12 protein-coding genes are annotated in these 11,558 nt (G+C 44.5%); 4 read left to right on the plus strand and 8 right to left on the minus strand.

Features of this window, described 5'->3' with window-relative positions; genetic code table 11:
- Positions 1-251 precede the first annotated feature (251 nt).
- The 3 genes from ACBR23_RS16425 to ACBR23_RS16435 form a co-directional block, all read right to left on the minus strand.
- On the minus strand, positions 252-1,730 hold the full coding sequence (locus ACBR23_RS16425; RefSeq protein WP_371119993.1) for a nickel/cobalt transporter: 1,479 nt from the start codon (positions 1,728-1,730) through the stop codon (positions 252-254).
- Between the two features lie 82 nt (positions 1,731-1,812).
- A complete protein-coding gene (locus ACBR23_RS16430) occupies positions 1,813-3,219 on the minus strand; it encodes a tetratricopeptide repeat protein (RefSeq protein WP_371119992.1) in 1,407 nt (468 codons plus the stop codon).
- 209 nt (positions 3,220-3,428) lie between these two features.
- Positions 3,429-4,643 carry a DUF4331 domain-containing protein gene (locus tag ACBR23_RS16435; protein ID WP_341738775.1) on the minus strand — a complete coding sequence of 405 codons (1,215 nt, stop codon included), beginning with the start codon at positions 4,641-4,643 and terminating at the stop codon, positions 3,429-3,431.
- Positions 4,644-5,189: 546 nt separating this feature from the next.
- Here ACBR23_RS16435 and ACBR23_RS16440 point away from each other — a divergent pair.
- The 3 genes from ACBR23_RS16440 to ACBR23_RS16450 all read left to right on the plus strand — a co-directional run bounded on the left by ACBR23_RS16440 (position 5,190) and on the right by ACBR23_RS16450 (position 6,920).
- Positions 5,190-5,756, plus strand: coding sequence for a sigma-70 family RNA polymerase sigma factor (locus tag ACBR23_RS16440; protein WP_371119991.1), 567 nt, complete (start codon positions 5,190-5,192; stop codon positions 5,754-5,756).
- A 3-nt stretch (positions 5,757-5,759) separates the two neighbouring features.
- Positions 5,760-6,377 carry a cupin domain-containing protein gene (locus tag ACBR23_RS16445; protein ID WP_371119990.1) on the plus strand — a complete coding sequence of 206 codons (618 nt, stop codon included), beginning with the start codon at positions 5,760-5,762 and terminating at the stop codon, positions 6,375-6,377.
- Positions 6,378-6,443: 66 nt separating this feature from the next.
- Positions 6,444-6,920, plus strand: coding sequence for a hypothetical protein (locus tag ACBR23_RS16450; protein WP_371119989.1), 477 nt, complete (start codon positions 6,444-6,446; stop codon positions 6,918-6,920).
- 244 nt (positions 6,921-7,164) lie between these two features.
- Here ACBR23_RS16450 and ACBR23_RS16455 read toward each other — a convergent pair whose 3' ends face one another.
- The 5 genes from ACBR23_RS16455 to ACBR23_RS16475 form a co-directional block, all read right to left on the minus strand.
- Entirely contained in the window at positions 7,165-7,764 is a 600-nt protein-coding gene (locus ACBR23_RS16455; protein ID WP_341738779.1) for a 50S ribosomal protein L25/general stress protein Ctc, read from the minus strand.
- 163 nt (positions 7,765-7,927) lie between these two features.
- Entirely contained in the window at positions 7,928-8,299 is a 372-nt protein-coding gene (locus tag ACBR23_RS16460) for a hypothetical protein (protein WP_341738780.1), read from the minus strand.
- Positions 8,299-8,517, minus strand: a complete 219-nt coding sequence (locus ACBR23_RS16465; RefSeq protein ID WP_341738781.1) for a hypothetical protein — start codon at positions 8,515-8,517, stop codon at positions 8,299-8,301. Before ACBR23_RS16465 ends, ACBR23_RS16460 begins: the two co-directional genes overlap by 1 nt.
- Positions 8,518-8,548: 31 nt before the next feature.
- Entirely contained in the window at positions 8,549-8,755 is a 207-nt protein-coding gene (locus tag ACBR23_RS16470; protein WP_371116654.1) for a hypothetical protein, read from the minus strand.
- A 154-nt stretch (positions 8,756-8,909) separates the two neighbouring features.
- Positions 8,910-10,238, minus strand: coding sequence for an adenylosuccinate synthase (locus ACBR23_RS16475; protein ID WP_371116664.1), 1,329 nt, complete (start codon positions 10,236-10,238; stop codon positions 8,910-8,912).
- A gap of 260 nt (positions 10,239-10,498) precedes the next feature.
- On the opposite strand from ACBR23_RS16475, the gene ACBR23_RS16480 reads away from it, so the two are divergent.
- Entirely contained in the window at positions 10,499-11,536 is a 1,038-nt protein-coding gene (locus ACBR23_RS16480) for an adenosine deaminase (RefSeq protein WP_371116653.1), read from the plus strand.
- Positions 11,537-11,558 lie beyond the last annotated feature (22 nt).

The raw sequence follows: 11,558 nt of genomic DNA on the forward strand, positions 1-11,558 counted from the left end.
TCTTCTTCCTGATTCCTGATTCCTGAATTTCCCCCCTAGGGGGGGGCAGGGGGGGGTTCTTCTTCCTGATTCCTGATTCCTGAATTTCCCCCCTAGGGGGGGGCAGGGGGGGGTTCTTCTTCCTGATTCCTGATTCCTGAATTTCCCCCCTAGGGGGGGGCAGGGGGGGTTCTTCTTCCTGATTCCTGATTCCTGAATTTCCCCCCTAGGGGGGGGCAGGGGGGGGTTCTTCTTCCTTCTACTTAAAATAATTAATTCGCAGCGAATATCTGCAACATTGCCTGTCCCGTAATTCCCAAACCCAACAACAAGACCAACATCGCACTCATCCCAGGTAAAATCTTCACTACCGCCGGTTGTTTTGGTAACTTATCAAACTTCCCTTTCGCATAAACTAAGATTAAGCCGATCGCAGTCAAAACCAAAGCCAACCCCAAACTAAATGCTACCACCAGAGTCATGCCCAAACCCACACTACCCAAAGCTGAGGCACTCAACAGCATCACCAACGCCGAAGGACAAGGCAACAAACCGCCAGAAATGCCCAAGGCTAATAAGCTTTTCCAAGTAACAGGAGAACCGTCAGCTCCTGGTGGCAAATGTGAGTGAACGCGGCCGTCTCCATGATGGTGATAATGATGATTTATCTCTGATTTAACAGGCTTAAATTCTCTCTCCCAAGTTCCCCTGTTTAAAAGATTAACTGGTTCTTCATAGTTCAGGGTCAGCACTTTATTCCTGACACCCCAGTTTTGATTAAATTTTTTATTATTGAAATATTTGAGGAAGCTCGTACTCAGTGGAAACTTATTTTTTGTTCTTTCCATAAGTAGCTTGAAGCCAATTAAAGCCACCAAAAACCCAGAGATTAAATTCAACCAAGCATTCAGCTTTTCTGGATTAATTAAATGAGAAGCAAACAGAGTAATTCCGCCCACAGCAAACACGCCCGCTGTGTGAGTAATTGTAGTAGTTGCTGCTAAAAATACAGCGTGTAGGGGAGTAGCCCGCGCACCTACCAAATAAGCACCAACAATGGTTTTTCCGTGTCCAGGTGACATCGCGTGCATGGCTCCCCAAGCAAATGCTCCGGCTAAGGCTAACAGCCAACTCCAAGTTTCATCCCAAGTTGATTCATTTTGTGTTACTAAAAATTCTCGATTTTGTGGTGTGAATACAAAACTTTTAACCGTGCCTGCTTGGACAATTGTTGCTTGACAGCTAGCTGTGTTTATTCCTGGTAAAAATAGATGATAATTAATCAAAGATTTATTTTTGTTAATTAAGTTTGAAGTAGGTAATTTAGGTTGAGATGTTTGAGATGTTGTGGGCCATGTATAGTCTAAAAATAAAGTGCTGTGGCTATTAGGCTGCTGAATTAATGTGGCTGTTTTGGCTGCTATTTCTAGCGGTTTTACTGCTAGTTTTCCGGGAATTTTGCTAGGATTTTTGATGGTGATATTTTGGCTGAAAAATTTTTCAAGTTGTGCTTGGTGGTTGCGAATTTCAGCGGGTTGTAGCTGATTGTCTTGGTTGTCGTCTGCAAATTTTGTTAAGCCGGTTGGGAATGTTAGGGTTATTTCGGTTTGGTAATCGTTGATTACTATTTCTGCTACTGATAAATCTGCCCAGTGTGAGTAAGCTGGATTGGTTGAGGTTGTTAGTAATATTGAAAGTGTTAGGAAAAATAGGATGAAGAGTTTTTGGGATCGCTTTGATCTGTTTTGCATAAATATTTTTTTTAGATGATTGAACCGCAGAGGACACAGAGAGCGCAGAGGAAGAGAGGAGAGAGGATAATTCTGATTGGTCTCACAATTGATCGTTTCCTAAACTTAATGCTTGACTCGATCGCCTTTTGAAGGTAGGGTCGATTTCTTTGGCTGTTTGGAAATAGGCGCGAGATTCACGATTTTTGCCTAATTTAAGGGCGATCGCACCCGCCCGATCGAACATAGCGGCATCTCGAATGCCCGATCGCACTATTTGGGCCATCACATCCTCGGCTTTTTGCCACTCCCCAGCGCCCGAAAGCGCCCAGGCTAAGGTATCCAGCGTCGCAGCATCGCGCCGGATTTTTACTTCTGCTTGCATTAAGGCTAATGCTTCTGTCACATCCTGCGATCGACCTTTTTCTAGTAGCAAACTCGCCAAATCCCGGCGGTGCCCGAAACCGCCAACTCCAGAAACCTGTTCCTGTCGTAGCGTAGCCTCTGCTTTGTCGAGGAGTTTTTGGGAGGCGATCGCATCTCCTTGTAACTGTTTTACTCTCGCCATACCGCGATCGACAAGGCGATCGTAGATCGTCGCAGCCCCTCCCGAATAAGCAGAAACCTTGCTGTAATAACTTTCTGCTTCCCGATAATTGCCTTGTCGCACTTCTAAATCCGCCATGTAAATCAACGCTAGCGGGTATCGAGGTAGCAACCGCAAAGTTTCCAAAAACAGCGCTTTCGCCTGCACAAACTGCCCACGACGGCTGTAAAATCGACCCAAGAGCGATCGGGTACGCGCCGAACCCGCCACTTCTCCTGGTTCCTCCAGGGCCAAAGCTTGTTTGTAATCCTGCAAAACCTCCGCATCTCTACCTTGAGATTCCCTCACCAAAGCCCTCAAAGTCAGAGAGCCCAAGTTGGGAAGCCGTTTGACTAAGGCTTCTGCTGCTGCATTCGCCTCCTTGACTTTTCCCATTGCTAAGTGAGATGTGACTGAAAGGGCGATCGCATCCTCATTGTCAAAACCCACTTGTTTAGCCAAACGCAAAGCAGTGGCAAAATCGTGTCTAGCCTCAGCAATTCTAGCTAAAACTAACAGCGCACCTTTATTATCAAAAGACAAATCCGCGATCGATCTTTGAGCAGCCTGTTGGGCCAACAAAAACCAACCACCCTCCCCAGTAGCCCGACCCATTTTCAAATAAACCCCAGCCAATGCAGCCCGGTTCAAACCACTTTTTGAATCCACAGCCAGCCGCTGCTGATAAAAAGTAATTTCTTGCTGAATAGCATCTTTCTGATTTGGGTTATTGCTCAAAACATCCGAAAAATGATATCGGTAATTAGCATCGAGATTTGCCGGACTTTTTTGGGAAAACTGATCCGCAATCAAACGTAAATTAGGCGGCAAATTAATCACCAAAACACCAACCACAGGAACTGCTATCAGCAGCCACAACCAAAAAACATCCGATTTAATTCCTAGTCCAGTTTTTGTTTTCATACATCCGCGTTCATCTGCGTTCATCTGCGGTCAAAAAAAGCATTTTCTATTATGGTAAGGTGCGTCGCCATCTATAATCTGCAAGTTTCACTAAATATCTGACAGCGACGCACCCTACATTCATAGAGCTGACTACCATCAACTGTCAACTGTCAACTGTCAACTGTCAACTGTCAACTGTCAACTGTCAACTGTCAACTGTCAACGGACTAATTCGGCAAAGCCAAATAAGGAAAACTCGGTTGTAAAGGCTTATGTCCCTGAGCCGGATTTCCGGGCGTTCCTTCATAAGAAACGTTATCGCCCACGGGAGAACCCACCAAAGCTCCCAGAGTGATATCAATCACATCATCCAAAAGCATCCGACCCCCGATCAAACTTCCTTGAGCATTTGTCGCGCTACCATAACCGCTTGGTTTGGTCGTATCAATCCGCATCACATCTGGTAAAAAAGCTCCTGCGATCGCATTTGGATCGACGTTATCCTTACCATCCAAAAGATCCACAGCATTCAGAGTCGCAACAGCTTCCTGGCGCACCGGAGCCGCAGCAGGACTCAAATCTAATCTGGGAGAAATATTATTAAATGCCTCCATAAACCCAGGAGTTACAATCAAACCTTCATTGATTGCAGGTCTAGCCAAGCGCTCAAATTGTTTGAAACCACCAACTCCATCCCTGATCGAAACCGTTGACCACACATCAAAGGTATTCGCCCCAGTTCCTGCTTGCAAAAATGCTTTCGGAACCCGCACAGCAATTGTATTGACGTTGTAACCTTTCGCAAAGTCGATCGCTTGACTTGGTTGTTTAAAACTTACTTTCGGTCCAGTGCCCAAAGCCCCAGCCCGCACTCGGAAAAATTGTTCAACATCAAAGAAGAACGGATCTTCCCGCAAACCTGCAAATACCGTCAAGTTAGAACCGCTCACAGGTACTGTATTTAAAACAGCATTAGAATTGAGCGGTGTTGTGGTAATTAAGCTATTATTAACTGTTGTCTTAGTAGTAGTTTCTACACCGCCACGAACCACGGTAACAGCCGCCGCTTGTATACCTTGATTATTAGGCGGACTAAATGCCAATCTCAGAATTATATCTGCTCGTCCCGTGGGGGTAGAATTCACATCACCAACCTGTGTGATGTGAAATTGGTAAAGAGCCGTAGTGCTGAAATAATATTGATAGCGAGCTATAGACCGGGGATTTGAATTCATGATGAATACTAAATCTCCGTCCGCAGCGCCAGAATTCTGGTCTTGTTCGCGAAACACGTACAGGTCTGTTAAATTGACTGTGCGACCTTTGATGTCTACTTCGCCGTCGTCGTGATCGGAAGCTGCAATTATCCCTGGGGTTAATACGGCAATTAGAGCTAATTCTATCGCTAGTATTGTGCGCCGAATGTTTTTGGGTAGTTTCACAGTTATCACCTTTATTGCACAGATAGTATGGATATAACTTAGTAGCACGGCTGAGGGAAAAACTCGATTGGTTATGGGTTGGCGAAGTTATATAGCAATCCTTGCAGGAGTCGTAAAGTTTTTTACCCCACCCCAACCCTCCCCTTATGAAGGGGAGGGAGTAAGAAATTCACAAATGATTTAGGATTGCTATAGCTGTCGCCACCATTACGCTGAGAACCCGAACCTAACTGGTATACGAAGGTTTTGCTATTTTGGATCTATCTGGTTTTGTTAAGTTTTGTAAAAATTGCTATTTTCAGATTTGCCCAGGGGTTTTCTGGGAGTCAACAGATTTGAGATTTGAGATTGCGGAAGTGATAAACTGCAATATGAATTGGGAATGTCATAATTCAAAGCAGTGTAAAACTAGCCTGAAAAGGCATACCCCAGCTTGTACCCCCCAACTTCAAACTTACAATTATCTTTGGGTTATTTAGTGATATACGCTGAATTTTTAATTTTGGATCTGTGCAGTCAAAACACATTTTTTTTCGGTACACTGAAATGACAGCTCAAAAGTCAGGGGATGAATCGCTACTATTAGTGCAGATTGCCCAGAAAGACCAAACAGCCTTAGCTAAACTGTACGATCGCTATGGTCGCGCTAGTTATGCTCTCGCTTACAAAATTCTGGGTTCGGTAGAAGAAGCTGAAGAAGTTGTACTAGATGTTTTTTCTCAGATTTGGCAAAAAGCATCAAGTTATGATGTTTCCCGCAGTCGAGTTGATACTTGGTTGTTTCTGCTGACGCGCAGTCGTTCTCTGGATAGACTTCGAGTTTTGCAGCGCAATTTTCGGACGGTTGTTGCTTCTTTGGAAAATGCGAAAGTCCCTATTTCTGCTATGGCAGAACCGATGGCAGATGCCATACTAGAAGAACGGAGCGAACAGGTTAAAGCAGCGCTGGAAGCATTGCCGCCAGAACAACGAGAGGCGATTGAATTAGCCTATTATCAAGGATTGACTTGTGCTGCGATCGCTACTAAGACGGGCATTCCTGTGGGTACTATCAAAACCCGAATTCGGTTAGGTATTTCTAAATTGCGTCAAGCTTTGAGCGAAATAGTTTAAATTATGGAAATCATGGAGTATGAGGAATTTAATATCCTTGCAGCGCTGCGAGCTCTCGATACTATGGACGAGTCAGAAAGTCGCGCCCTTAAAGAGAAATTGCAAGAGTCTCCCGAACTTGAAACTGAATTAGATGCTGTTGAGGCTGCGGTTGCTGCGATCGCCTATACAGCCCCTCCCGTACCTGTCTCCCCCAACCTCAAACACCGTTTGTTCCAGCGCATCGCCGAACTTGCGCCAACTCCCACGGAGGAAGTTAATTCACAGCCAGTTATTGCTGCTACTGAAAACAATACTCCTTCTGTAATTGTGCGATCGCAGAATGTGAAATGGAGAAAATATAGAGTTTCAGGTATTTCGTTTGCTAACCTTTATGTCGATGGAGACAAGCGCGAATTTACCTGTTTGATGCGGTTAGAACCGGGAATCAAGTTTCCCCTACATAGACACACTGGAGTAGAAGAAGTGTTTATGTTAGAAGGAGATTTAGAGGTGGAGGGAGAAGTTTGTTATCAAGGGGATTATATTCGCTCATTTCCTAACTCTATTCATGCACCTGTAACTCGTGGCGGATGTTTATTGTTAGTGAAATCATCCATAGATAACGAAATGTTGAGTTGAGTTTTGAGTGTTTAAAACTAACAAACAACAAATAACAACTAAAAATTAACAAAGGAGTTCTGTATCATGCTAAATAGCTTGCGTTTAAGTGCGATGATAGCTGTGATGTTGATTCAAGTCCTAGTCAGCAACACCAAAAGTGCGATCGCCCAAGAACGGGAAGGATGTTTTATCGTCAACTCAGCGGGAGAAGTGATTAATTTAAATCAGTTGTGTTCTAATCAGGAACCAACAGTGAAAATTACTGGGAATGATGGGAAATTTATTGAAGACTACAAACGTTTAGCTAAAAGCTACTCCACAGCGACAACGGATAGTTTATTGCAAGCAATTCAAAGTCGCCCTGGTCAAAAAATTGCAGCAGCTAAAAGAATGTGTGCGGAGGCAAAATCGGGAGTTTCTCTGCCGGAACTAAAATTAAGAGCGATCGGGGAAGCCGCGAGTATGGAAAATCCCATTGCTAAAGAAAGTTTTCTGGCGGATACTGATATTACCGTGACTCTGGCGTCGAATCACTACTGCCCGGAATTGGCCATTAGGTAATCAGTCAGGACAGGGCAGTACCCTGTCATATCAAATCCGTTGGTATCGTCCTGTATTCATCTCTCTCTTCTCCTCCTCTGTGCCCTCTGCGCTCTCTGCGGTTAAATCATTCTGATGCAACCGTAAACGATATCACAGTTTGCAAAAATTAATGGTTTTGGCAATTAAAAAGCGATCGCCTTTTGAGTAAAAAAGCGATCGCCATCGGTTTAATAATTAGTTAGCAACTATGACTAATTACTAATTAAGCTGCTGGTGTTGCTGCTTCTGAGTCATCTTCAGAACCGGCTTGAGTACCAAGTACGCTGACAACCACCTGATTTGGTTCACCAATAGCTACTACTCCTGCGGGTAACACGAGTTCGTGAATGTGCAGTGCATCCCCTACATTTAAATTAGAAATATCTACTTCAATGGCATCAGGAATGCTGTCAGGTTTACACTTAACTGCTAGTTGGGTCATCACGGTATCCAAGATGCCGCCTCCCAACTTGACACCGACAGATTCGCCGACAAAATGCAAGGACAACTCAACTTCGAGGCTGTCTTGACTTCCTACCGCAAAAAAGCTGAGGTGATAGGGAAAACCTTTCCAAGGATGGCGCTGCACTTCCCGCAACAAAGTTTTTCCTTTCCAAGAAATTTCTGGAATATTCAGGTCAATTAAGACGTTGTTGACAACGCGCTGTTTGAGGAGAGTTTCAACGGCTTTGGCAGGGATAGTAAGAGCAAGGGATTCAGATCCTTGATGACCGTAAAGTACGGCGGGAATCAATCCTGAGCGACGGAGGGCATTGGGCTTGCTGCCTTCAGCTCGCTTTTGACATTCAACTGCGATTTCCATTTTCTGACTTTTGGCTTATTGTTTTCACATTTTACCAAATTTGTGGTAGTGCGATCGCACTTAATTAAATTCGCTGAAGGTATTGATAGTTTTCGTTTTCCACACACTTGAGCAATTCCAGCATTTTTCTCAAACGGTACGTTCCTGTTTGATACTCTTCTTTTTAAAGGACTCTCTGAAGATACTGATAATTTTCATTTTCCACACACTTCAGCAAGTCTAACAATTTCCTGAGACGATACGTTTCTGCTTGGTATTCTTCTTTGAGAGGGGAATCACCCAGCTTAGCAAGGACGGTATCGCTTTCGCAGATAATTGCGTCGCGGAAAAAATTTCTAAACTTCTGGCGAATATCTTGATCTAACTCAACTAAAGGTAGCTTTTCCTCCTCTTCATCTATCAAAATATTTCTGGGGACAGATTTGCCAATTTTGGAAAATTCTGATTTTGCCAACCACTCGTAAACGTCTTCAGACATTCCGACATAGTGCGGTGGCTGATTAGTTTTGAAGGCATAAAAAATCATGTCTAACATTAGCTTTCCTCCTGACCTTCCTGATTCAATAACTTACTCTCTGGAAAATTTTCTACCCAAGCTACATCTGCTTTGTCGAATACAACCTTAGCTGGTTTAGTAATTCCCCCTGTGCTAATAACTCCAATCACAGTTCCTTTTTGACATATTTCCTTAGCTTTTGTGGAATCTATTTTTTTGTTTTTCCAGGCTTTGATTTCAATATGCGGTTCATTCATTATTATTTATACTTTTTATTGTTTTGATAAATTAACTATTGAATTCTATCTGAAAATTGCGGAGTAGCTGTTTGACTTGCGGAACATCTTGCTGGTTGACTATCAAAATATCACCTTTGGGATTGTTTCCGGTTGTTCTTTTGGCTTGTATTCCTTCTTTGCTTAACTCCATTATAAGCCATCCAATCATATCTCTGTGAACTTCTAGCCGTGCTATCAGTTCATCCTCGTCAGTCATTTACTTAACTCCCTGTAAATAAGGATACACTTGACCTCGCCGTGGGTCAAGTGCACTAAATCTGCTGGAACTCTGAACTAAGTTGGTCGCGGCGAGACTGCCAAAAATTTTGAGTATGATTGGTTGATACCCAAAATGATATTTTAAGGCAACGTTAGGCTGGTGTACCATCAACAGACAATAATCCCCGCTTTGGTCCGTGAATTGGGTCTTCGACAATGATAGTTTGGTCGCGACCAGCACCAAGAGAAACGATCGCGATCGGCACTGCCATCAAATCTGCCAAAAACTTCAAATAATCCAACGCTTGCTGGGGCAAATCTGCCAAAGTACGGCAATCTTCCGTTGATTTTTTCCAACCGGGAAGGGTTTCATAGATGGGTTTGCACTCAGCAAAAATGCGAGAACTCTTGGGGAAATCGACACAGCGTTCGCCGTCAATTTCGTAAGCAACGCAGACTTTGATTTCGTCTAATTCATCCAAAACATCTAGTTTAGTAATTGCTAGACAGTCAAGTCCGTTGATGCGAACGGCGTAGCGGCCAATGACTGCATCGAACCAACCACAACGGCGTTTCCGACCGGTAGTAGTGCCGAATTCTGCCCCTCTTTCGCCCAAAACAGTTCCAATTCCATCTACCATTTCGGTAGGGAATGGGCCTTCTCCCACACGGGTGGTGTAGGCTTTTGCGACTCCAATAACGCGATCGATCGCTGTGGGCCCAACTCCAGTTCCAACACAAGCGCCACCTGCGATCGGACTGCTGGAAGTAACGTAAGGATAAGTGCCGTGGTCTAAGTCTAATAAAGTACCTTGGGCTCCTTCAAACAGAATATTTTTCCGCGTGTGAATCCCGTCATAAATCTTCAGCGAACTGTCTACTACGTGGGGGCGCAAACGTTCTGCATAGACTCGGTATTCATCAATCACATCTTGGGGATTGAGAGGAGGCAAATTGTAGAGTTTTTCCAGAATGACATTTTTATGATTAATTGTCCATTCCAGTTGTTCTTGGAAGCCTTCCAAGTCCATTAAATCGAGCATCCGAATACCTGTACGTTCGGACTTATCCGCGTAGGTAGGGCCAATGCCGCGTCCGGTTGTCCCAATTTTATAATTGCCCCGTTGTTCTTCCGATGCCACATCAATTAATCTGTGATAGGGCATGGTGACGTGAGCAGTCTGGGAAATCATCAACTTGGCAGTAGAAATGTTGAGTTTTTCTAACTGATCCAATTCTTGAATTAAAACTTTAGGGTCAATGACCGTGCCACAGCCGATGATACATTCGGTATCGGGGTAGAGAATTCCCGACGGAATCAGATGTAGCTTGAAAGTTTGACCGTTGACTACCACGGTATGACCGGCGTTGACGCCCCCTTGGTAGCGGACAACGATATCTGCGGATTTGCTGAGCAAATCGGTAATTTTGCCTTTTCCTTCATCGCCCCACTGGGCGCCGATTACAACTACGTTAGCCAAGGGTTTTTCGCGTTCCGTTCTAGTTGACACAAACTTCGATTATCTACGGATATGTGTCAAATGTCAATCAATTTTTGATTTTTGATTTTGGATAGATTGGACCACCCCCCCTGCCCCCCCAAGGGGGATTGGGAATTGGGTATTGGGGGATGGGGCATTGGGGCAACACCCCCTGCCCCCCCAAGGGGGGATGGGAACTCACTCACAAGGACTGACTAATTAATTTTTGTTACAATCAAGAAAATTGAGGCTGTTTTGCCATGAGTTTACACGCTGAGTTGCACCGCCATCTGGGTGGTTCTGTGGTTCCTAGGGTGCTGTGGCGGTATTTCGATCGCCACAATGCTGAAATGGTCGATCGATTTCAAGAATACTCGGAGTTTGAGGAGTTTTACACACGTCGGCGCAATACTCTGGATGAGTATTTGGAACTGCACACGCTGGTAGAAAGCGTTCAAACTGTTGAGACTCTGCCTTATTTCATCTATCGGTTGATGCGGGGCGCTTACGTGTTTGAAAATCTGGCTTATTTGGAGTTGCGTTATACACCTTATCTGCGAACTCCAGAACATTTGTCGCAGTCAGCAAGAATTGATTTGATGGCAGAAATTGTCCGAGTTGTGGGTAAGGCAAGTCAAATTAGCGATTGTCCAATTGTCACCAGCCAAATTTTGTGTATGCACTCGCGTTTACCCTATGAAGTGAATCGGGCGATCGTCGATTTGGCTGCACAGATGGGAGAATATGTTTGTGCGATCGATTTTGCTGGGGGCGATGCTTGCATTAGCGAGCGTTTAGACGAATTTGTCGGATTATATCAGTACGCAAGGTCGATCGGCCTCAAAACAACCGGCCACCTCTACGAAACAACATCTGGCTGTTATCCCGAATTACTGCCCTATCTGATGCGAATCGGCCACGGAATTCAAATTCCATTAAAATATCCCGAACTGCTGCCCGAAATCGCACGTAGGGGTCAATGCTTGGAAGTTTGCCCGACCACCTATCTGAAAACTGGAACCTTGCAAGATATGCGGGAATTGAAGGTAGTATTCGATCGCTGTTTTGAAGCCGGTGTCGATATTGCGATTTGCACGGACAACGCGGGATTGCACAACGTGCGGCTGCCCTTTGAATACGAAAATTTATTGACTCTGGATATCATTGATTTTCGGCAATTGCAAGCCTGTCAAAATGCTGCTTTTCGCCATGCTTTCGCGTGGCCCTATGGGGAGCAACCGGCCAAAATCCTGACTGGTTTGTTGCAGCATGAGTCGGTTGGTGCGATCGTTAATTAGCTGGTTTTTACCTGGTTCCTAG

The organism is Microcoleus sp., from assembly GCF_041354475.1.
In the GTDB taxonomy this organism is placed as follows: Bacteria; Cyanobacteriota; Cyanobacteriia; order Cyanobacteriales; family Microcoleaceae; genus Microcoleus.

Excerpts from the sequence above, each read along its gene's own strand:
- ACBR23_RS16425 (WP_371119993.1), bottom strand. The coding sequence starts at position 1,730 with ATGCAAAACAGATCAAAGCGATCCCAAAAACTCTTCATCCTATTTTTC.
- ACBR23_RS16430 (WP_371119992.1), bottom strand. The coding sequence starts at position 3,219 with ATGAAAACAAAAACTGGACTAGGAATTAAATCGGATGTTTTTTGGTTG.
- ACBR23_RS16440 (WP_371119991.1), top strand. The coding sequence starts at position 5,190 with ATGACAGCTCAAAAGTCAGGGGATGAATCGCTACTATTAGTGCAGATT.
- ACBR23_RS16445 (WP_371119990.1), top strand. The coding sequence starts at position 5,760 with ATGGAAATCATGGAGTATGAGGAATTTAATATCCTTGCAGCGCTGCGA.
- ACBR23_RS16450 (WP_371119989.1), top strand. The coding sequence starts at position 6,444 with ATGCTAAATAGCTTGCGTTTAAGTGCGATGATAGCTGTGATGTTGATT.
- ACBR23_RS16455 (WP_341738779.1), bottom strand. The coding sequence starts at position 7,764 with ATGGAAATCGCAGTTGAATGTCAAAAGCGAGCTGAAGGCAGCAAGCCC.
- ACBR23_RS16460 (WP_341738780.1), bottom strand. The coding sequence starts at position 8,299 with ATGTTAGACATGATTTTTTATGCCTTCAAAACTAATCAGCCACCGCAC.
- ACBR23_RS16465 (WP_341738781.1), bottom strand. The coding sequence starts at position 8,517 with ATGAATGAACCGCATATTGAAATCAAAGCCTGGAAAAACAAAAAAATA.
- ACBR23_RS16470 (WP_371116654.1), bottom strand. The coding sequence starts at position 8,755 with ATGACTGACGAGGATGAACTGATAGCACGGCTAGAAGTTCACAGAGAT.
- ACBR23_RS16480 (WP_371116653.1), top strand. The coding sequence starts at position 10,499 with ATGAGTTTACACGCTGAGTTGCACCGCCATCTGGGTGGTTCTGTGGTT.